The sequence below is a fragment of the Streptomyces viridiviolaceus genome, from assembly GCF_014650995.1.
GTDB classification, from domain to species: Bacteria; Actinomycetota; Actinomycetes; order Streptomycetales; family Streptomycetaceae; genus Streptomyces; species Streptomyces viridiviolaceus.
Map to the genome: position 1 here is coordinate 137,953 of NZ_BMWA01000007.1, position 20,772 is coordinate 158,724.

The 20,772-nt window shown below is 73.3% G+C and carries 16 protein-coding genes and 1 pseudogene; 13 read left to right on the forward strand and 4 right to left on the reverse strand.

What is annotated here, in order from left to right:
• Positions 1-138: 138 nt before the first annotated feature.
• The 8 genes and pseudogenes from IE260_RS11575 to IE260_RS11610 all read left to right on the forward strand — a co-directional run bounded on the left by IE260_RS11575 (position 139) and on the right by IE260_RS11610 (position 7,698).
• Entirely contained in the window at positions 139-1,119 is a 981-nt protein-coding gene (locus tag IE260_RS11575) for an amino acid ABC transporter permease (RefSeq protein WP_189870651.1), read from the forward strand.
• Entirely contained in the window at positions 1,116-1,904 is a 789-nt protein-coding gene (locus tag IE260_RS11580; RefSeq protein WP_189870653.1) for an amino acid ABC transporter ATP-binding protein, read from the forward strand. The genes IE260_RS11575 and IE260_RS11580 overlap by 4 nt, the downstream gene beginning before the upstream one ends.
• A gap of 51 nt (positions 1,905-1,955) precedes the next feature.
• Entirely contained in the window at positions 1,956-2,975 is a 1,020-nt protein-coding gene (locus IE260_RS11585; protein ID WP_189870655.1) for an ABC transporter substrate-binding protein, read from the forward strand.
• Positions 2,976-3,034: 59 nt separating this feature from the next.
• A complete protein-coding gene (locus IE260_RS11590) occupies positions 3,035-3,781 on the forward strand; it encodes a GNAT family N-acetyltransferase (protein ID WP_189870658.1) in 747 nt (248 codons plus the stop codon).
• Positions 3,778-3,930, forward strand: a complete 153-nt coding sequence (locus IE260_RS11595) for a putative leader peptide (protein ID WP_189870660.1) — start codon at positions 3,778-3,780, stop codon at positions 3,928-3,930. The genes IE260_RS11590 and IE260_RS11595 overlap by 4 nt, the downstream gene beginning before the upstream one ends.
• A 79-nt stretch (positions 3,931-4,009) precedes the next feature.
• Positions 4,010-5,215 carry an LLM class flavin-dependent oxidoreductase gene (locus tag IE260_RS11600; protein ID WP_189870662.1) on the forward strand — a complete coding sequence of 402 codons (1,206 nt, stop codon included), beginning with the start codon at positions 4,010-4,012 and terminating at the stop codon, positions 5,213-5,215.
• A gap of 19 nt (positions 5,216-5,234) precedes the next feature.
• A complete protein-coding gene (locus IE260_RS11605) occupies positions 5,235-6,611 on the forward strand; it encodes an NtaA/DmoA family FMN-dependent monooxygenase (RefSeq protein WP_189870664.1) in 1,377 nt (458 codons plus the stop codon).
• Positions 6,608-7,698 (forward strand): annotated as a pseudogene (locus IE260_RS11610) (LLM class flavin-dependent oxidoreductase). The gene IE260_RS11605 and the pseudogene IE260_RS11610 overlap by 4 nt, the downstream one beginning before the upstream one ends.
• Positions 7,699-7,806: 108 nt before the next feature.
• Here the strand turns inward: IE260_RS11610 and absR1 are convergent.
• Positions 7,807-8,886: a beta-glucuronidase AbsR1 gene (gene absR1, locus IE260_RS11615; protein ID WP_189870666.1), complete on the reverse strand. Its 1,080-nt coding sequence runs from the start codon at positions 8,884-8,886 to the stop codon at positions 7,807-7,809.
• A 72-nt stretch (positions 8,887-8,958) separates the two neighbouring features.
• Here absR1 and IE260_RS11620 point away from each other — a divergent pair, with 72 nt between their 5' ends.
• On the forward strand, positions 8,959-10,827 hold the full coding sequence (locus IE260_RS11620; protein WP_189870668.1) for a LuxR family transcriptional regulator AbsR2: 1,869 nt from the start codon (positions 8,959-8,961) through the stop codon (positions 10,825-10,827).
• Between the two features lie 7 nt (positions 10,828-10,834).
• Here IE260_RS11620 and IE260_RS11625 read toward each other — a convergent pair whose 3' ends face one another.
• Complete coding sequence (locus tag IE260_RS11625) at positions 10,835-13,858, reverse strand: CHAT domain-containing protein (RefSeq protein ID WP_229880689.1); 3,024 nt, start codon at positions 13,856-13,858, stop codon at positions 10,835-10,837.
• Positions 13,859-14,028: 170 nt separating this feature from the next.
• Between IE260_RS11625 and IE260_RS11630 the strand changes: the two genes are divergently transcribed.
• From IE260_RS11630 to IE260_RS11640, 3 genes are all read left to right on the forward strand, one after another.
• Positions 14,029-15,462 (forward strand): S8/S53 family peptidase, encoded by a 1,434-nt coding sequence (locus IE260_RS11630; RefSeq protein WP_189870672.1) that lies wholly within the window; start codon positions 14,029-14,031, stop codon positions 15,460-15,462.
• A gap of 71 nt (positions 15,463-15,533) precedes the next feature.
• Positions 15,534-16,109 carry an RNA polymerase sigma factor gene (locus tag IE260_RS11635; RefSeq protein ID WP_229880651.1) on the forward strand — a complete coding sequence of 192 codons (576 nt, stop codon included), beginning with the start codon at positions 15,534-15,536 and terminating at the stop codon, positions 16,107-16,109.
• Positions 16,106-16,603 (forward strand): hypothetical protein, encoded by a 498-nt coding sequence (locus tag IE260_RS11640; protein ID WP_189870676.1) that lies wholly within the window; start codon positions 16,106-16,108, stop codon positions 16,601-16,603. The genes IE260_RS11635 and IE260_RS11640 overlap by 4 nt, the downstream gene beginning before the upstream one ends.
• Positions 16,604-17,160: 557 nt before the next feature.
• Here IE260_RS11640 and IE260_RS11645 read toward each other — a convergent pair.
• Complete coding sequence (locus tag IE260_RS11645; RefSeq protein WP_189870677.1) at positions 17,161-17,958, reverse strand: N-formylglutamate amidohydrolase; 798 nt, start codon at positions 17,956-17,958, stop codon at positions 17,161-17,163.
• A gap of 87 nt (positions 17,959-18,045) precedes the next feature.
• Between IE260_RS11645 and IE260_RS11650 the strand changes: the two genes are divergently transcribed.
• A complete protein-coding gene (locus IE260_RS11650; protein ID WP_189870679.1) occupies positions 18,046-18,387 on the forward strand; it encodes a DUF5713 family protein in 342 nt (113 codons plus the stop codon).
• 61 nt (positions 18,388-18,448) lie between these two features.
• Here the strand turns inward: IE260_RS11650 and IE260_RS11655 are convergent, their stop codons facing one another.
• Entirely contained in the window at positions 18,449-20,668 is a 2,220-nt protein-coding gene (locus tag IE260_RS11655) for an NADP-dependent isocitrate dehydrogenase (protein WP_189870681.1), read from the reverse strand.
• Between the last annotated feature and the right edge of the window lie 104 nt (positions 20,669-20,772).

The window sequence follows — 20,772 nt, forward strand, 5'->3', positions numbered from 1 at the left end:
TCCGCCCCACCCCGGTCCCGTGCGTCCCCGTGCGCCGCCCCGCGCCGCAGAGCGGTTCCCGCCCTGTCGTCCCGCCGTAGCGGCTCACCACCACCCTCACGGCCGCCCCGGGGTGTCCGACTCCGCCGGAGCCCTCCCATGACTGAACCCCCAGGCGCCGCCGTGTCCCTCGCCGAGGCACCGCCCGCCGACGACACCTCCCGGCCACCCGCGGCCCAGCGGGTCCTGCCGCTGCGCAGGCCCGGCCGCTGGATCGCCACCGCCGCCGTCCTGGTCGTGGTCGCCCAGATCGTCCACGGCCTGGCCACCAACCCCTTCTACCAGTGGGACCGCTTCCGCTACTGGTTCCTGCGCCCCACCATCCTCGACGGACTGCTCATCACCCTCGAAGTGGCCGCGCTCAGCGCCGTACTCGGGCTGCTGGGCGGCGTCCTGCTCGCCCTCGCCCGGCTCTCCGGCAGCCCGGTGCTGCGCGCCGTGAGCTGGACCTACACGTGGCTGTTCCGGTCCGTCCCGCTGATCGTCGTACTGATCTTCCTCTACAACTTCAGCGCCCTGTACAAGACGCTGAGCCTGGGCGTGCCGTTCGGCCCTGCCTTCGTCACCTTCGACGAGTCGCGGCTCGCCACCGACATGGCGGTCGCCGTCGTGGGCCTCAGCCTCAACGAGGCGGCTTACGCCTCCGAAGTGGTGCGCGGCGGCATCCTCTCCGTCGACCAGGGCCAGCACGAGGCGGCAGCGGCGCTCGGCCTGCCGAAGGGCTACCAGTTCCGCCGGATCGTCCTGCCGCAGGCGCTCAGGTCCATCACCCCGAACTACGTCAACCAGCTCATCGGCCTGATCAAGGGCACGTCGCTGGTGTTCTACGTGTCGCTGCTCGACCTGTTCGGCTCCGTGCAGACGATGGGCAGCACCTATCCCGGCGACATCGTGCCGCTGCTGCTGGTCGCCACCGTCTGGTACCTGATCCTGACCAGCGCCGTGTCCGTCGTCCAGTTCTACGTCGAGCGGTACTTCGCCCGGGGCGCGACCCGCTCCCTGCCGCCGACGCCCCTGCAGAAGGCACGCGCCGGCCTCGCCGAGGCACGGGCCCGGCTGCGCCGGGAGGCCGCCGTATGACCACGACCGAGAAGACCCCCACGGCCCCGGCCGCCCTGGAGGTGCACGGCGTGCACAAGTGGTACGGGACCCACCACGTGCTCGACGGCATCGACCTGACCGTACGGCCCGGCGAGGTCACCGTCGTCCTAGGCCCGTCCGGCTCCGGCAAGTCCACCCTGCTGCGGGTCATCAACCACTTGGAGAAGCCGGAGCTGGGACACGTCAGCGTCGGCGGCGAACCGATCGGCGTGCGGCGTCACGGCGCCCGGCTGAGGGAGCTGAGCGAGCGGGCCATCCTGCGCCAGCGCGGCCGGATCGGCTTCGTCTTCCAGAACTTCAACCTCTTCCCGCACCTGACCGTCCTCGACAACGTCGCCGCCGCACCCGTCGCCACCGGCAGGCTCACCCGCGAGGAGGCGCGCGAACTCGCCCGCGAACTGCTCAGCCGCGTCGGCCTCGGCGACCGCACCGGCGCCTACCCCCGCCAGCTCTCCGGCGGTCAGCAGCAGCGCGTCGCCATCGCCCGCGCCCTCGCCCTGCGCCCCGGCATCATCCTCTTCGACGAGCCGACCTCGGCCCTCGACCCCGAACTGGTCGGCGAGGTCCTCGCGGTCATCAAGGACCTGGCGACCAGCGGCACCACCCTCGTCATCGTCACCCACGAGATCGGCTTCGCCCGCGAGGTCGCCGACCGCGTCGTCTTCATCGACGGCGGCCGGATCGTCGAACAGGGCCCGCCCGCCCAGGTGCTGGACCATCCACGGCACGAACGCACCCGGGACTTCCTCGCCAAGGTGCTCTGAAACCCACACCGCTCCGCCCGCCCACCCCACCCGTCTCAGACAAGGACAGACATGCCCCACCACCTCTCCCGACGCGGCCTCCTGCGCGGCATCACGGCGGCGACCGCCGTCGCCGCCCTCGCCTCCTCCCTCGCCGCCTGCGGTGGCGACAGCGACGCCGCCACCACGACCGACGCCGCCGGCACGGTGACGGTGGGCCGGCTGTCCAACGGCGCCGCGAAGGAGACGGCGCTGAAGGTCTCGGAGGTGAAGTCCATCAGCGCCGGCCTCCCCGAGTCCGTCCGCGGCAGCGGCAAGCTCGTCATCGGCGTCGGGGCCCTCCCCGACGGCTTCCCGCCGCTGGCCTACGTCGGCAACGACCAGAAGACCCTCACCGGCGCCGAACCCGACCTGGCCCGGCTGGTCGCCGCCGTGCTCGGGCTGGAGCCCGAACTGAAGAACTCCACCTGGGAGAACATGTTCGTCGGGATCGACAGCGGCAAGGTCGACGTCGCCTTCGCCAACATCACCGACACCGAGGAACGCAAGCGGAAGTACGACTTCGCCTCCTACCGCAAGGACGACGTCGGCTTCGAGGTGCTGAAGAAGAGCACCTGGAACTTCGACGGCGACTACCGCAGCCTCGCCGGCAAGACCGTCGCCGTCGACAACGGCACCAACCAGGAGAAGATCCTCCTGGAATGGCAGGCGAAGCTGAAGAAGGAGGGAAAGCCGCTCACCGTCAAGCACTACGCCAGCAAGAACAGCACCTATCTCGCGCTGACCGGCGGCAAGATCGACGCCTACTTCGCCGCCAACCCGGGCGTCGCCTACCACGTCACGCAGACCGCGAAGTCCCCCGACCCCACCCGCAGCGCGGGCACCTACTCCGGGGCCGGCGCCTCGCTCCAGGGACTGATAGCGGCGACGACCAAGAAGGACAGCGGACTCGCCCAGCCGATCGCGGACGCCGTCAACCACCTGATCGAGAACGGGCAGTACGCCAAGTGGCTGGCCGCCTGGAACCTCACCGACGAGGCCGTCGGGAAGTCCGAGGTCAACCCGCCCGGACTGCCCGTCGACAACTCCTGACGCACCGTCTGCAGACCCGCCGACCAGCACTTCTCCCCGTACGAGAGGAACCAGAGCCCGTGGCCCGACCGACCGACGTCCGCGTGGACGGAGCCTCGGCACCCGCCGTCCCGCATCCCTTGGACAACGCCGCGTGGTCCGCCCTGACCGGCCCGCACGCCTCCTTCGCCGAACGCCTGGGCCGGGCCGCCCGCTACCCCTCGGACGTCGCCGTCTTCGCCGCACTCGCCGACCCCGCGGACCCGGCCGCCTGGGCCGACCTGCACCGGCTCGTCGGACCGGCGACCGCCGTGGCCGTACCCGGCGTGGACGTGGTCCCCGAGGGCTGGCAGACATCCGGTGGCGTGCCCGGTGTTCAACTCGTCGACACCGCGCTGCGGGCAGAGCCCGACCCCGAGGCCGTGCCGCTCGGGCCCGCCGACGTCCCCGAGATCCTGGAACTGGTCGCCAGGACCAGGCCCGGCCCGTTCCTGCCCAGGACCGTCCTCCTCGGCACCTACCTCGGCATCCGGCACCGGGGCAGGCTGATCGCCCTGGCCGGCGAGCGGCTCCGGCTGCCGGGCTGGACGGAGATCAGCGCCGTGTGCACCGACCCGGACCACCGGGGCCGGGGCCTGGCCACCCGCCTCGTCCGGGCGGTCGCCGCGGGCATCCGCGAACGCGGCGACACCCCGTTCCTGCACGCCGCCGCGAGCAACACCCACGCCATCGGGCTCTACGAGTCCCTCGGCTTCACCCTGCGCCGCCGCACCACTTTCCTCGAAGTCCGCACGCCGGGAACAGCGGACGCCGCGGAGGCGTTGTGAGCGCAGACACGAGGTATGCGGCGCCGCACACGCGGGCCGCCCTGTCGACGGAGGTGACGGACGTGGCACGTGCCCCGCACGCCGTCCGCCTCCACTCCCGGCCGCACATCGACCTCCTGCGCGTGGCCGGCGCGCTCTGTCGCCCCTGACCTGTTGCTCCCAGCCGCCGAGCCCTCGCCTCGGTGACGGCCGGCGTTCCCGTACGGACGATCAGGAAGGCACCCACTCGTGTCCACGACTCCCTCCTCCCCACTGCACCTCGCCGTCGCCCTGGACGGCACCGGCTGGCATCCCGCCTCCTGGCGCGAGCCGTCGGCCCGGCCCCGGGACCTGTTCACCGCCGGGTACTGGGCCGATCTGGTCACCGAGGCCGAGCGCGGTCTGCTCGACTTCGTGACCATCGAGGACGGGCTCGGCCCGCAGTCCTCGCACCTCCTCCTCCCGGACGAGCGCACCGACCAGGTCCGCGGCCGGCTGGACGCCGTCCTGATCGCCTCCCGCGTCGCGCCCCTGACCCGGCACATCGGACTGGTGCCGACCGTGGTGGCCACCCACACCGAGCCGTTCCACATCTCCAAGGCGATCGCCACGCTCGACTACGTCAGCACCGGCCGCGCCGGAGTGCGCGTGAAGATCTCGGCCCGCCCCGACGAGGCCGCCCACTTCGGCCGCCGCGCCCTCCCGCGCATCGACGGCTACGAGAGCCCGGCCGCGCGCGAGCTGGTCTCCGAACTGTTCGACGAGGCCGCGGACTACGTGGAGGTGGTCCGGCGCCTGTGGGACAGCTGGGAGGACGACGCCGAGATACGGGACGTGGCCACCGGCCGCTTCGTCGACCGCGACAAGCTGCACTACATCGACTTCCGCGGCCCGCACTTCAGCGTCAAGGGCCCCTCCATCACCCCCCGTCCGCCACAGGGCCAGCCACTCGTCACCGCCCTCGCCCACTGGACCGTGCCGTACCGGCTCGTGGCCCGCCAGGCCGACGTCGGGTACATCACCCCGCACGACACCGACCAGGCCCGGGCGACCGTCGCCGAGATCCGCGCCGAGCAGGAGGCCGCCGGGCGCGCCGCGGAACCGCTGCACGTCTTCGCCGACCTGGTGGTCTTCCTGGACGACGACCCGGCCGAGGCCGCCGCCCGCAGGGACCGCCTGGACGCGGCCGCCGGACACCCGTACACCGGCGACGCCCGGATCTTCACCGGCAGCCCGGATCAACTGGCCGATCTGCTGGAGGAGTTCAGGGATGCCGGCCTGACCGGATTCCGGCTCCGGCCCGCCGTCCTCGGCCACGACCTCCCGGCGATCACCCGGGGACTGGTCCCGGAGCTGCAGCGCCGAGGAGCCTTCCGCCGCACCTACGAGGCGGACACCCTGCGCGGACTGCTCGGCCTGTCCCGCCCCGCCAACCGCTACGCCGCCACCGCCTGAGCCGGAGGACGCCACCACCATGACCAAGCCGCTGAAGCAGATCCACCTGGCCGCGCACTTCCCCGGCGTCAACAACACCACCGTCTGGAGCGACCCGAGGGCCGGCAGCCACATCGAGTTCGCCTCGTTCGCACACTTCGCGCGTACCGCCGAACGCGCCAAGTTCGACTTCCTGTTCCTCGCCGAGGGGCTGCGCCTGAGGGAACAGGGCGGGCAGATCTACGACCTGGACGTCGTCGGCCGCCCCGACACCTTCACGGTCCTCGCGGCGCTCGCCGCCGTCACCGACCGGCTCGGCCTGACCGGCACCATCAACTCCACGTTCAACGAGCCCTACGAGGTGGCCCGCCAGTTCGCGAGCCTCGACCACCTCTCCGGCGGACGCTCCGCCTGGAACGTCGTCACCTCCTGGGACGCCTTCACCGGCGAGAACTTCCGCCGCGGCGGCTTCCTGCCGCAGGAGGAGCGCTACTCCCGCGCCCGGGAGTTCCTGGCCACGGCCGGTGAACTCTTCGACTCCTGGCGCGGCGACGAGATCGTCGCCGACCCGGTCACCGGCACCTTCCTCGCCGACGCCAAGGCCGGTGCCTTCGTCCACCGGGGACAGCACTTCGACATCCACGGCCGGTTCGACGTCCCCCGTTCCCCGCAGGGCCGTCCGGTGATCTTCCAGGCGGGGGACTCGGAGGAGGGCCGCGAGTTCGCCGCCGCCGACGCGGACGCGATCTTCAGCCGGTACGCCACCCTCGAAGAGGGCCAGGCCTTCCACCGTGACGTCAAGAAGCGGCTCGCCAAGTACGGCCGCCGGCCCGACCAGCTGCTGATCCTGCCCGCCGCGACCTTCGTGCTCGGCGACACCGACGCCGAAGCCGAGGAGAAGGCGCGCGAGGTCCGCCGGCAGCAGGTCAGCGGTGCCACCGCCCTCAAGCACCTGGAGTTCGTCTGGAACCGGGACCTGTCCTCCTACGACCCGGACGGCCCCCTGCCCGACGTCGACCCGGACGTCGGCGACCAGCACATCGCGCGCGGACGGGCCCAGGTGCGGATGTACCGCGACCCGTTGGCCACCGCACGCGAGTGGCGCGAGCTGGCCGAGGCCAACAACTGGTCCATCCGCGACCTGGTCATCAACACCGGCAACCGTCAGACCTTCGTCGGCTCCCCGGCCACCGTAGCCCGGACCATCGACGACTTCGTGCAGGCCGACGCCGCCGACGGCTTCATCCTCGTCCCGCACATCACGCCCTCCGGCCTGGACGAGTTCGCCGACAAGGTCGTCCCGCTGCTCCAGGAACAGGGCGTCTTCCGTGCCGACTACGAGGGCACGACCCTGCGCGACCACCTCGGCCTCGCCCACCCGGACGCGGTCGGTGGCGACGAGCGGGCGGCCTCGTGAAGTTCCTCGCCATCACGCTGATCGTGCACCGCCCGGACCCGGTCACGGGAGTGCACAAGAGCACCCACGAGCGCTTCCGCGAGGTCCTCGACAACGCCGTCCTCGCGGAGGAACTCGGCTTCGACGGCTTCGGCGTGGGGGAGCGGCACGAACGCCCCTTCATCTCGTCCTCACCCCCGGTCGTCCTCAGCCACGTCGCCGCGCTCACTCGCCGCATCCGGCTGTTCACCGCCGTGACGACCCTGAGCCTCCTCGACCCGGTCCGCGCTTACGAGGACTACGCCACCCTCGACCACCTCTCCGGCGGACGCCTCGAACTGATCATCGGCAAGGGCAACGGCGCCGCCCAGCGCGAGCTGTTCCACGTCACGCCCGAGGACCAGTGGGAGCGCAACGCCGAGAGCTACGAGGTCTTCCGGCGGATCTGGCGGCAGGACAAGGTCACCGCGCGGACCCGCTTCCGGCCGGAGCTGACCGACGCGGAGGTGTGGCCGCGGCCCTACCAGCAGCCGGTCCGCGTCTGGCACGGCAGCGCCACCAGCAAGGAGTCGGTCGACCTCGCCGCCCGTCACGGCGAGCCGCTCTTCTCGGCCAACGTCACCAACCCGATCGAGCCGTATGCCGAGCTGATACGTCACTACCGGGAGCGCTGGGAGCACTACGGGCACGATCCGGCGGACATCGCGATCGGCGCCGGTACGGCGGGCGTGTACGTGGCCCGGACGTCGCAGCAGGCCCTGGAGACGTACCGCCCGATCTTCGAGAGTCACCTCGCCTTCCAGCGCCGAACCGGCCTTCCCGTGGTCTTCGAGACCCTGGAGGACTTCGTGGAGGCAGCTCGGCGCTGATCGGCAGCCCGCAGCAGGTGGTCGAGAAGGTGCACCGCTACCACGAGCAGTTCGGGCACACGGTGCTGCACCTGCACGCCGACGCGAGCGGACTCACCGACACCGAGCACCGGCGGTCGCTGGAGCTGTTCCAGGCGGAGGCCGCCCCGGTGCTGCGGCGTGACATCCCGGACCCGCCGTTCGACTGGGGCCCGGTGTTGCCGGCCTCACCGGTCGCCGGGCTTCCCGCCCGTGCCTGACGGCCCGTCGGAGTGGCCGGGACCCGTCTCCCTCCCCCGAAGGCGACGGACCCCGGCCATTTCCCCCGGCGCCGGACTGGTCTGCGTACGGGCGGCCGCCCGCTGCCGTCACCAACACATGACGGCGGTCTCGCCCGACCCCCAGGAGGAGTACAGGCGGACCCGGACGACATAGCAGCGTCCCTTGACGAACCGGGCCTTGAGGGTGGCGTTGCGGGGTGTTCCGCCGTCGTCCCGCCCGGCGAGGTAGCGGGGTTCCCCGTCCCGCTCCTCGAAGACCACGAGGACGGCGTCGCTGTCGCCGAACGTGCTCACGGTGTACTCGCGGGTCTCCGGCGGGTCGACGCGGAAGTCGGCCTGCTCGCCCGGGCCGAGACCGAGCGGGACCGAGCGGAACGGCAGCAGCGGCCCCGGCCGTTCGGCCGGCGGGTACCAGCGCAGGACGAACTCCTTGTCGGCGGCGGAGAGGGTGCCGGGCGGGTGCAGGCCCGCACGGAAGTGCTCCGGCTCCAGTATCAGCCCCGACGGGAACGGGTACTCCATGATCGAATGTGGGTCCCACACCGAGCCGTTGACCTCGTCGGCGTCCAGTTTGCGCAGGACGTTGTGGAACGTCCGCTCGCGGCTCCAGTGGTTCGGCCGGCCCGCCAGTTCGGCATAGACGGCCTCGTCGTCCCAGTGGATGCCGGCGAACGGACTCTGGTGCTCGTGGAGCATGCCGAGCGCGTGCCCGATCTGGTGCAGGGCCGTCGCGCGCTCCCCGGGCGCGGTCAGGTCCCAGCCGAAGTTCATGGTGCGGTCGTTCACACCGACCCGGAGCGCGTCCTTGCCGACCGTGGACCAGGAGCCGTCCCCGGCCTGGAACCCGATGCGCAGCTCGGCCTCCGACCGGTCGCCGACCTCGGTGAAGACGATGCCCATACCGAGGTCGCGCCACTCCCGGAAGCAGTCGCGCACGACGTCCCGCTGCTCCTCGGCACCGACCCACGACACCCGCCGCAGCTGGCCGGTGCCCGGGACCGGGATGACCGACGCGTCACCGTCGCCGTCGAAGAAGCAGTAGTGCAGCACCGTGCCGTTGACCCACATCCGCTGCCCGCCGGCGAGTGCGGCGATCCGCTCGGCGGCCAGCCCCGGCGGACGCGCGGGGACAGGCTGCTGCGCGAGCGAGCAGTAGCGTGCGGTCATGGCCCCCAGACTGCCCTCGGACCGGCCCCGGGCACCTGAGTCGGGGGCTACTCAAGTCGCCCTGTATCAGGGATGAGTATCCGGACTCTTGTTGCCGTGACGATTTACGAACGGGACGCGAGGACGCCGGCACCGCCCTGGCCGTTCACCGGGCGGGAGGACGAACTGGAGCTGGTGCGCCGGTCGGTGACCGCCGGACGGAACGGCATCGTGGTGACGGGCCCGGCGGGCTGCGGCAAGACCCGGCTGGTGACGGAGGCCGTCCGCGGTGCGGACTGCGCCCGGGCCGCGGGGACGCCCGAGACGCGGGGAATCCCGTTCGCCGCGTTCGCCCATCTGCTGCCCGAGTCGGTCACCCTGCACCGCGCGGTCCACCTGCTCTCCGGTGCCCGGCTGCTGCTGGTGGACGACGCGCACCTGCTCGACGACGCCTCAGCCGCTCTCGTCCACCAGCTCGCCGTGCACGGCCGCACCCGGCTCCTGGTCGTCGCCACGGAGGGCGCCCGGGTGCCCGGCGCGGTCTCGCGGCTGTGGACCGGAGAACTGCTGCCCCGACTGACCCTCGAGGCGCTGCCCCGCGAGGAGACCGCCCAACTGCTCACCGCGGGTGCCGGCGACCGACCGGAGCCGCTCACCGTCGACCGGCTGCACCGCCTGTGCCGAGGGGACCTGCGGCTGCTGCGCGAACTGCTCACCGCCGTGCGCGGGCAGGGGCTGCTCGCCCCCGTTCCGGGCACGGACGAGCAGGCGTGGCGGGGCCCGGTGCCCATGACGTCGCCCGTACGGGAACGCACCGCCGATGTCCTCGACCGCGCGCGTCCCGAGGAGCGCGAGACACTGGAACGCCTGGCCTTCGCCGAGCCCCTGCCGCTGGACGTGGACGAACTCGACGTACGGCCCCTGGAGCAGTTGGAGACCGAGGGCCTGGTCCGCGTCGACGACCACGGCGCCGCCCGCCTCGCCCACCCTCTGCACGGCCCCGTGCTGCGGGCGGCGGCCGGCCGGCTTCGGGCCCGGCGGCTGGCCGGTCCGCCCGACCGGTGCGCCTCCGCCCTGGCGGCGGAGACGGCGACGCTCGTCCGGCGTGTCGAGCGGGCCGACGTACGGGCGCCCGAGACCCCGGTGGGGGACTGGCTCGTGGCGGAGGGAGCGCCGTTGCCGGCCGAGTACGCGGCCCTGCGCGCGCGGTTCGCCCGGCTCGGCGGACGGCTCCGAGAGGCCGCGGCATGGGCCCGCGAGGGCCTGCGCCGGAACGCCGGCGACCGGGACTGCCTGACGGAACTCGCCCTCGCTCGAGCACAGTCGGGCGAGACACCGCCGACGGCCACGAGCGCCGGGGGCGGGCTCGGCGACGTGCCCGGCGCACACGGCGTCGCCCGCGGTGCCGTGGCCGCGTGGGCCGCCGCCGTGCGGGGCGACCTCGACGCAGCGGCCCTGGCGGCCGCCGCCGGTGACCCCTACGACAGCGTGCGGCTCGGCGCCCCCGAGCGGGCCGCCGGCAGGCTGACCGGCGTCTTCGCCGCCCACGCCGAGGCCCTGGCCCGCGGCGACGGGCCGGAGCTGGACCGGGTGGCCGAGGAGCTGGAGCGGCGCGGCTTCCTGCTGTTCGCGGCCGAGGCGCACGCCCAGGCCGTGCCCGCGCACCGCGATCCGCGCGCCGCCCGTACCTCCCGCACCCGTGCCGTCGCCCTCGCCCGGCGCTGCGAGGGCGCCCGTACCCCGGCCCTGGCCGGTCTGGTGCTCGGCGAACTCACCGCCCGCCAGCGGCAGATCGTCACCCTCGCCGCGGCGGGCCTGAGCAACCGGCAGATCGCCGAACGCCTGACCCTGTCGGTGCGCACCGTCGGCAACCACCTCTACAGCGCCTACACCCGGCTCGGCACCGGCGACCGCGGTGCCCTGCCCTGGCTGGTGGAGCTGCCCGAGGCACAACCGGCCTGACGGTCGGTCAGGCCGCTCCGAACGCCGAGAACGCCCACCCCGTCGCCCGGTGCATCGCGTCGCCCGGCAACGCGGCCCGGGCGTCGCGCAGGGCTTCCGCCAGGGACAGGCCGGCATTCAGCCCCTTGTGCAGCGCGAGCATCAGCGGCACCACCGCCGCGTCGTTGACGGGCGCGCTGCACGCCACCACCCCGGCCGTGCCCAGCGGCAGCAACGCGGTGACCAGGCCGAGCAGCTCGTCGGCACCGACGGACGCGAAACGGGCGGTGTCGCAGCAGGAGAGGATGATGCGGTAGGGGCTGCGGTCCAGGCGTTCGAAGTCGTGCACGATCAGCGGCCCGTCGGCCATGCGCAGCGACGAGAACAGCGGGCTGTCCGCACGGAAGGTGCCGTGTGCGGCGATGTGCGCCAGCGCGGCCCCGTCCAGCTCCTCCAGCACTCGCGGCACCCGCGCCTCGTCGCCCTCCAGCACGGTCGGAACCCCCGCGCGCACCACATCCCCGCCCCGCACGTCGGACGCCCCGGACCGGCCACCGGACACCACCTCCCGTGTCCCTGCGTCTCGTGGTCTGTCGGTCTCCCCGGCCGGGTGTCCGTCCGGTGGGGTCGGCGCTGCGGGGCGCCCGTTGGACGTCGAGGCCGGTGTCCCCGCGTCTGTCGGTCCGTCGGTTTCCCCGGACCGGTCGTCGCCGGACATTCCCTCCCGTGCCCCTGCGTCTCGTGGCCTGTCGGTTTCCCCGGCCGGGTGTCCGTCCGGTGGGGTCGGCGCTGCGGGGCGGCCGTTGGACGTCGAGGCCGGTGTCCCCGCGGCCGTCCGTCCCTCGGCCTCTCCGGGCCGGTGTCCGTCCAGCCCGGTCGGTGCTCCGGGCCGGGCGATGGACGTCGGGGTCCGCAGCCGTGCGCCGGGGCGGGCGTCCTGCGACCGCGGCGGACCCCCGTACAGGCCGGCGAGTTCCGGGACCTCCGCGCCGCCGCTCGCCAGTCCCGGGCCGCGCACCAGCACGTGGCGGCCGCCGGGCGGCGGGGCGGTCTCCCGGGCCCGCAGCCAACTGCTCGCCGACGGCGACACGCTCAGCACCCGCTCCCGCAGCGCGGGCAGCAGCGCCCACGGCACCCGGTGCAGCCGGCCGGGCGGGACGACCACCACCGGGCCGGAGCCGAGCTGCGCCGCCGCGGGGCCGAGCAACAGCTCCTGCAGCCGTGCGCCCGCCGCCTCCACCATCGGCAGCCGGGCCTCCGCGCCGGGGTGGGCCAGCCGTCGCAGCCCGGCCTGTACGTGCTCGGCCTCCCGCTCGGCCTCGGCCAGCAGCCCCGCCTCGAACCGCCGTACCCGTCCCTGCCCGCACAGCAGCACGTGCACCCGCCCGTCGAGCACGGCCAGCTCCACCAGCCGTATGTCGTCGCCCAGCCGCTCCAGCAGCCGCCCGACGTCGAACCGGTTTCCGTCGCCGGGCGCCTCGCCCCGCATGTGCAGGGTCCGGGAGCGGATCTCCCGCTCCAGGCGCCGCTGTTCCCGTTCCAGGGCCGGCACGGGCCGGCCGCCGTCCGTCCGGGCCTCCTCCGCGCGGGCGGCGATCTCCCGGAACGCCGTCATGGCGCTCAGCAGCACCGGATCGGCCGGCGGCCGGGTCGGCGGCGCCGACAGCACGGTCGCCCGCCAGCGCTCGCTCCACACCAGCAGCCGCCGCGGCCCGCCCGAGACCAGACTCGCCCGCTGGGCCAGCGCCGCCAGCTCGGCGCCCTGCTCGGTGGCCCGCGCCCGCAGCTCCGAGGCCCCCAGCGTCATCCGGTGGTCGTCCAGCACGTCCAGACCCCGCCGGCACGCCTCCAGCACGCCCCGCGTCGACCCGGCCGCCCGCGCCCGCAGCGCCTGCGCCGCCCAGCCCGTCAGCCGCGCCAGCGGTGGTCCGCCGTGCCGGCTGCGCGCGGCGACCGCCAGATGCCGCTCCGCGTCCGCCGTCCAGCCCAGGCCCAGCGCGATCCGGCCCGCCAGCAGCGACGCCTCCGGCGCGGCCGGCGCACCGAACGCGGCCAGCCGCTCCGCCACCGCCGCCGCGTCCGCGACCAGCCGTCCCGACCCGCGCCCGGCCGCGACCCGCGCCTCGATCAGCACCAGCCGGGCGTGCGTCTCGTACCAGGTGCGCCGCTGTGCCGCGAACAGCCGCACCGCGACGGCCGCGCGCGCGATCGCGGTCTGCGCGTCGCCCGCCAGCCGGGCCGCCCGCGCGGCGACCAGCAGCAGCTCCGCCTTGCGGGTGGACTGCCCGCCGATGCCGTCCAGCGCGACGATCGCCGCGTCCGCCTCCGCCAGCGCCTCCGGCGCCAGCCCTGCCGCCATCAGGACCTCGCAGCGCCGGATGGTCAGCATGAACGTCGGGGTGCCCAGCTTCGCGTACCGCTCCTCCGCCTCGTCCAGCAGCCGCAGCGCCGCCGGGACGTCACCGGACCGGAACGCGGCCAGCCCCCGGCTCTCCACCGCGTCGGCCTTGTCGTGCTCCTGGCCCGTGGTGTCCCACAGTGCCTCCGCCGCGCCGAAGTCGGCCTCCGCCCGCTCCACCGCGCCGAGCGCCAGATGCACCGTGGCCCGCAGGGTCAGCGCCCGCGCCGTCCAGATCACGTCGTTCGCCTGCCGCAGCACCGGGACCGCCCGCCGCACGTCCTCCAGCGCCTCACCGTGCCGGCCCAGCACCCACCAGACGTACGCCCGCCGGTACAGCACCCGCGCCCGGGTGTGCCCGGTGCCCCGCGCCACCCCCCGTTCGAACGCCGCGAGACCGTCCCGGGTGCGGCCGCTGTGCACCAGCGCCACCCCGAGCGTGGCGAGCACGTCCGCCTCCCGCTCCGCCGAGTCCGCACGGGCCGCGAGGCCGCGGGCGCGCCGCAGATGGGCCAGGGCCCGCCGCATGTCGCCGAAGTCCCGCTGCCAGATGCCGATCACCTGGTGGGCGACGGAGGCGTGCAGCGGCGGGGGATCGGCGTCGAGCACCTCTTCCGCCCTCGCCAGAGCCTCGTTGGGGGCGGCGAACACCATCGGCAGCAGTTGGAGAACCGAGTCGCTTCCCGCTGTCACCCCACGGATGGTAGTGGCCCGGAACCACGTCACACAGGTTCGAGTCTGTATCAATCAGCCACCCCGGGACTCTGATTGACGACCGTCGCCGCGGCCGTCGCCACGACGGACGCTCCAGTGGAGGACACGCCATGGCACCACAGCGATTCCGCGAACAGTTCGACCAGATCCAGCGCTCGATGCCCGACGTCCCTCTGGCGATGGGTCCGGACGACTCCGCCGAGTTCTTCTACGAGAAGGGCGTCGTCCTCGCCCGCGACGGCGAGGAGGCCCGTCTCGTCGAGGACACCGTGCGGGAGCACTTCACCACGTTCGCCGGTCTGACCCCGGACCACGTGCGCCGGGCGAGCCCCGAGACCAACCGCACGGGCATCACCCGGATCCAGGTCGGCGACCCCGGCCAGGGAGACCGCAGCGGCGACCCCACCGTCGCGAACGCCCTGCGCTCCCTGCGCACGGCGGAGGGACGGGCCGGCCGCCGGCTGATCAGCCGCAACCACGTGGTGTCCATCGCCGTCAACGCCTGCCCCGGCGACGAGCCCGTGCCGGTACCGCTGAGCGAGCCGCCGAACCCGGCCGCCGCCGAGACGGCGTACGACGCGGGCACCGCCGTCGGCGTCCTCGTCATCGACACCGGCCTCATGCGCGACTACCGCTCCTACCCGCTGCTGGCCCACACCGAGGGCGACGCCCAGGTCCAGGAGTGCGACGACGACGGGATCCTCCAGCAGTACGTCGGTCACGGCACCTTCATCGCCGGGCTCCTGGCCGCCGTCGCCCCCAACACCGACCTCGTCGTGCGCAACACGCTCAACGACGCCGGCGCCGTCCTGGAGTCGGAGTTCGGCGAGAAGCTCTTCGAGGCCGTCGACCGGCACGGCTGGCCCGACGTCATCAGCCTCTCCGCCGGCACGTCCAACGGCCGCACCGACGGCCTGCTCGGCGTGCAGGCCTTCATGGAGGAACTGCGCGAGCAGCGCACGCTGCTCGTCGCCGCCGCCGGCAACAACGCCAGCGCGACGCCCTTCTGGCCCGCCGCCTACGCCGACCTGCCCGGCTGGGAGGACGCCGTGCTGTCGGTCGGCGCGCTGCGCGCCGACGGCGAGTTCGGCGCCTGCTTCAGCAACCACGGCGGCTGGGTCAAGGTCTACGCCCCCGGCGAGCGCCTCACCAGCGCCCTCACCGGTTTCGGCACGCCCGTGCCGTACGTGTACCAGCACTCCACGTACGACGCCTGCCGGTACGGCTTCGGCTACGCCTGCACCTGCCAGTACCCCCGGCACACCGGTGTGCTGAGCGAGCCGGGCGAGGCGCCCGCGAAGCCGGACCAGGTGATGTTCGAGGGGCACGCGCAGTGGAGCGGCACCTCGTTCGCCACCCCGGTGGTCGCCGGACTGGTGGCCTCCCACATGACGGCGAAGGGGGAGACCGACCCGCGCGCGGCCCGGGTCCGACTGCTCGCGGCGAACACCGAGTACGCGGAGGTCCGCGGTGCGCACGTACCGGCGCTGCTCCCGCCCACCTGGCGCCCGGTCTCCGTCGACCCGCCGGCCGACGGGGCGTGAGCGGAGGCACGCGGGGCGGAGCCGCCCCCTCCACGGCGTACGATGACGTGTCGTACACGAGGGGTGGGACCGTGGACCGTGGAGATGTCGGGGAGCTCGTCCTGTCCGCCGCCGACGGGGACGCGGCGGCCTGGAAGGCGCTGGTGGACGGGCTGGGGCCGCTGGTGTGGTCCGTCGTACGGGCGCACGGGCTGTCGGACGCAGACGCGCACGAGGTGTACCAGACCGCATGGTTCCGGTTCGCCCAGCACCTGGGGCGGATCCGCGAACCGGAGAAGGCCGGCTCCTGGCTGGCGAGCACGGCACGGCACGAGTGCCTGAAGCTGCTCAGGGCGGCGAGGCGGTGGACGCCGACGGACGACCCGCAACTGCTCGACCGGGTCAGTGAGGACCGTACGCCGGAGGAGTCGGTGCTCGACTCCGAGGAGGCCGCCGCGCAGACCGAGCGCGTGAGGCGGCTGTGGCAGGAGTTCGAAGAACTGGGGGAGCGGTGCCGGCAGTTGCTGCGGGTGCTGATCGCGTCACCGCCGCCCAGCTATCAGGAGGTGTCCGCCGCGCTGGGAATCGCGGTGGGCAGCATCGGGCCGACGCGCCAGCGCTGCCTGCGCAGGCTGCGGGCCCGTCTGGAGGCACGGGGGACGACATGAGCGGTACACACGACGGTTTCGACGACGACGCCTTCGTCGAGGGGGAGTTCACGGAAGGGGAGTGGGACACCGCGCTGCTGGAGGAGGAACTGCGGCAGGCCGCCGCGATCCTGGATCCGGTACCGGCCGGGCTGCGGCAGATCGCCGTCGAGGCGTATGCCCTGCACGATCTGGACGCCCGGGTCGCGGAGCTGACCTTCGACTCGCTGGTCGACGCCATCCCGGTCAGGGGGGAGACGGATCCGCCGCGGATGCTGACGTTCCGCGCGGGTGAGGTGACGGTCGACGTGGAGGTGAGCGCCGAGGGCCTGATGGGGCAGGTGCTGCCGCCGGGTCCGGCCCGGATCGATGTGCTGAGCGGCCCGCGGGCCCATGCCCGGATCCAGGCGGACGACATGGGCCGGTTCACCGGCGACGCACCGCCCGCCGGTCCGTTCGCACTGCGGCTGCGGACCGGCGAGGACCTGGTCGTCACGGAGTGGCTGCGCGCCTGAGGCACCGCCCCGCCGGGGCCCGTCGGGCGGACGGCAGGGTCCGGGGCCGCGGCCCATGGTCTTGCGCGCCGGGCCGCTGTCCGGCGGGCAGGGCGCGCCCGCGGTTCGTCGATGAGGGATCCGGTCCGCGTCCGCTGAGCGCGGCAACTATGCCATGGCGATGTCCATCGTCGAGGGGCTGATGCGGGCCGGGCCTGCGTTCCGGGCGGACGGCAGGGTTCGGGGGCCGCGGCCCATGGTCTTGGACGCCGGGCCGCTGTCCGGCGGGCAGGGCGCGCCCGCGGTTCGTCGATGAGGGATCCGGCCCGCGTCCGCTGAGCGCGGCAACGGTGCCATGGCGATGTGCCTTGCCGACGGACCGAGGCGGGCCGGGCTCCCGCTCCGGGCGGACCCGGGCGAGGGCGGGGGCGCGTCCGGGTGGTGCCGGGCGGGACGTCCCCCAGGTCGCCGGCGTGATGCGCGTGTCGTGCAGGCCGACGTCCTCCGGGGCGACGCGCGCGCGGGCCCACCGGCCGAGGCGTCGTACCCCTGGCGCGCGGGAGCGCTGCGGCCGGTGGTCAGCCCGAGACGGCGTCGACGAGCGCCGCCAGGGACGCGGCGAGGCGGGACAGGCCGGGCCCGGCCGGACCGCCCGGCTCCGTCATGTACGTGTCCCGGCGGATCTCCACCATCAGCGCGCCGACCTCGCTCCGCTTCCCGTAGAACTCCAGCGGTACGTACGTCCCGCTGAACGGACTGTCGAGCCCCGTCTCCCCGCACGGGGCGAACGCCTCGCGGGCCGCGGCGAGCAGCGCCGGCGGCGTGTGGAAGGCGTCGGTGCCCAGGCAGACCGGCGGGCGCGGACCCTCGCCGTGCAGCTCGTAGGGCAGCCGCTCGGTGGGGTAGGAGTGCACGTCGACGATCACGGCCCGGCCGGTGGCGGCGAGCCGGTCGGCGACGGCCTCGGTCATCGCTCGGGCGTACGGACGGAAGTACCGCTCGATCAGCGGCTCCGGGTCGGTGCCGTCGGGGCGCAGGACGGCACGGTGCGTGGTCCGCGTGTACACGACGCCCATCCCGACGGCCGTCATCTCCTCCCGCTCGTCCGGGAACCGCTCCGGATCGACGACCAGCCGCGACATCCGGTTCACGAACCGCCAGGGCGTGACGCCGGCCAGCCCGGCCGCCTCCTCGGCGATCTCGGCCGTGTGCGAGTCGGTGATGTGATCGAGCTCCCGCCGCAGCTGGTCGTCGTCCAGGACGATGCCCGCGCGCACGGCGGGCGGTATCTCCCGCGCGGAGTGCGGCACGTGGAGGATCACGGGGGAGTGCGCGGCGCCGGGAAGGATGTCGAAGGACTGCGGGCCGTCGGTCACGGGGCTGCTCCAGGGGCGTTGTCAGTGGCGTGCGGCAGGATCACGTGCGGATGCCGGGGGACCAGGACGACGAGGGCGGGAGACATCGTGCCGATCACCAACCAGCAGGCAGCCGCACATCCGTTCCTGCGGGGGATGTACGAGGACGGGTACTACCCGGACCACGTCGTGGACCGGGGCAAGGACATCCTGCTGCGGCTGTGCGAGCGCATCGAGGCGGACCGTCCCGCCGATGTGACGGCGCTGTACGCGCTGACCCACGCCGCGACCGAGGAGTTCAACGCGCTGGAGGACGAGTTCGACGCGGCCGGCAGCGAGATCGAGACCGTGGCCCGGGAGGTGATCGGTGAGGACTTCTGGTTCGTCGCCCGGACCTACGGCTTTCCGGACGCGGACCCGGAGGAGCTGATCGCCACCCGGGACTGGTGAGAGACGGGCACCCCCGCCTCCGCCGGGACGGAGACGGGGGTGCCCGGGAAGGCTCCGAGGATCAGGCGAGGGACGCCAGCGCCTCGTTCCAGGTGGCCGACGGGCGCATGACCTCGGCGGCCTTGGCCGGGTCGGGCTGGTAGTAGCCGCCGATCTCGGCCGGCTTGCCCTGGACGGCGATCAGCTCGTCCACGATCTTCTGCTCGTTGGCGGCGAGCGTCTCGGCGAGCGGGGCGAAGGCCTTGGCCAGGTCCGCGTCGTCGGTCTGCTTCGCCAGCTCCTGCGCCCAGTAGAGGGACAGGTAGAAGTGGCTGCCGCGGTTGTCGATGCCGCCGACACGCCGGGTCGGGGACTTGTCCTCGTTGAGGAAGGTCGCCGTGGCACGGTCGAGGGTGTCGGCGAGGACCTTGGCACGGGTGTTGCCGGTGGCCTCGGCGTACTGCTCCAGGGACGGCACCAGGGCGAAGAACTCACCGAGGGAGTCCCAGCGCAGGTAGTTCTCCTTGACCAGCTGCTGGACGTGCTTCGGCGCGGAACCGCCGGCGCCCGTCTCGAACAGGCCGCCGCCGGCCATCAGCGGGACGACCGACAGCATCTTGGCGCTGGTGCCCAGCTCCAGGATGGGGAAGAGGTCGGTGAGGTAGTCGCGCAGCACGTTGCCGGTCACCGAGATGGTGTTCTCGCCGCGGCGGATGCGCTCGACCGACAGCTTGGTCGCCTCGACCGGGGACAGGATCCTGATGTCCAGGCCCTCGGTGTCGTGCTCCGACAGGTACTGCTCGACCTTGGCGATCAGGTTGGCGTCGTGGGCGCGGCCCTCGTCCAGCCAGAAGACCGCCGGGTCGCCGGTGGCGCGGGCGCGGGTGACGGCCAGCTTCACCCAGTCGCGGATCGGGGCGTCCTTGGTCTGGCAGGCACGGAAGATGTCACCGGCGGAGACGGTCTGCTCGATGACGGCGTTGCCGGCCTCGTCGACCAGGCGGACCGTGCCCGTGGTGGGGATCTCGAAGGTCTTGTCGTGGCTGCCGTACTCCTCGGCCTTCTGCGCCATGAGGCCGACGTTCGGCACCGAGCCCATGGTCGACGGGTCGTAGGCGCCGTTGGCGCGGCAGTCGTCGATGACGGCCTGGTAGACGCCCGCGTAGGAGGAGTCCGGGATGACGGCGAGGGTGTCGTGCTCCTGGCCGTCCGGGCCCCACATGTGGCCGGAGGTGCGGATCATGGCCGGCATGGAGGCGTCGATGATGACGTCCGAGGGGACGTGCAGGTTGGTGATGCCCTTGTCGGAGTCGACCATCGCCAGCTCCGGGCCCTCGGCGAGCTCGGCGTCGAAGGAGGCCTTGATCTCGGCACCCTCGGGCAGGCCCTCCAGGCCCTTGTAGATGCCACCCAGACCGTCGTTCGGGGTCAGGCCGGCCTTGGCGAGGGTCTCGCCGTACTTCGCGAAGGTCTTCGGGAAGAAGGCGCGTACCACGTGGCCGAAGATGATCGGGTCGGAGACCTTCATCATCGTGGCCTTCAGGTGCACCGAGTACAGGACGCCCTCGGCCTTGGCGCGGGCGACCTGCGCGGTGAGGAACTCGCGCAGCGCAGCGACGCGCATCACGGAGGCGTCGACGACCTCGCCCTTCTTCACCGGCACCGACTCGCGCAGGACGGTGGTGGAGCCGTCGTCGCCCTTCAGTTCGATGCGCAGCGCGCCGTCCTCGGCGATCACCACGGACTTCTCGGTGGAACGGAAGTCGTCGACGCCCATGGTCGCCACGTTGGTCTTGGACTCGGCGGTCCAGGCGCCCATGCGGTGCGGGTGCGTCTTCGCGTAGTTCTTCACCGAGGCCGGGGCCCGGCGGTCGGAGTTGCCCTCACGCAGGACCGGGTTGACCGCGGAGCCCTTGACCTTGTCGTAGCGGGCGCGGATCTCGCGCTCCTCGTCGGTCTTGGGGTCGTCCGGGTAGTCCGGCAGCGCGTAGCCCTGGCCCTGCAGCTCGGCGATCGCGGCCTTGAGCTGCGGGATCGACGCCGAGATGTTCGGCAGCTTGATGATGTTGGCGGCGGGCGTCTTGGCCAGCTCACCGAGCTCGGCGAGGGCGTCCGGGATGCGCTGGTCCTCGGTCAGGTACTCCGGGAACACGGCGATGATGCGCCCGGCCAGCGAGATGTCCCGGGTCTCCACGGAGACACCCGCCTGCGAGGCGTACGCCCGGATGACCGGCAGGAAGGAATACGTCGCCAGGGCCGGGGCCTCGTCAGTGTGCGTATAGATGATGGTCGAGTCAGTCACCGGGTGCTCCGCTCCACGTCTGCAACATTGCTCGACATCAAGATATCTCGTGATCGACCTCGGCTCGACAGGGGTCGCGCGGAGATTCCGGACACCCGGCCGCG

What these genes read in the sequence shown, in the direction of transcription:
- IE260_RS11575 (WP_189870651.1), top strand. Translation starts at nt 139, where the DNA reads ATGACTGAACCCCCAGGCGCCGCCGTGTCCCTCGCCGAGGCACCGCCC.
- IE260_RS11605 (WP_189870664.1), top strand. Translation starts at nt 5,235, where the DNA reads ATGACCAAGCCGCTGAAGCAGATCCACCTGGCCGCGCACTTCCCCGGC.
- IE260_RS11580 (WP_189870653.1), top strand. Translation starts at nt 1,116, where the DNA reads ATGACCACGACCGAGAAGACCCCCACGGCCCCGGCCGCCCTGGAGGTG.
- IE260_RS11640 (WP_189870676.1), top strand. Translation starts at nt 16,106, where the DNA reads ATGAGCGGTACACACGACGGTTTCGACGACGACGCCTTCGTCGAGGGG.
- absR1 (WP_189870666.1), bottom strand. Translation starts at nt 8,886, where the DNA reads ATGACCGCACGCTACTGCTCGCTCGCGCAGCAGCCTGTCCCCGCGCGT.
- IE260_RS11585 (WP_189870655.1), top strand. Translation starts at nt 1,956, where the DNA reads ATGCCCCACCACCTCTCCCGACGCGGCCTCCTGCGCGGCATCACGGCG.
- IE260_RS11630 (WP_189870672.1), top strand. Translation starts at nt 14,029, where the DNA reads ATGGCACCACAGCGATTCCGCGAACAGTTCGACCAGATCCAGCGCTCG.
- IE260_RS11625 (WP_229880689.1), bottom strand. Translation starts at nt 13,858, where the DNA reads ATGGTGTTCGCCGCCCCCAACGAGGCTCTGGCGAGGGCGGAAGAGGTG.
- IE260_RS11620 (WP_189870668.1), top strand. Translation starts at nt 8,959, where the DNA reads ATGAGTATCCGGACTCTTGTTGCCGTGACGATTTACGAACGGGACGCG.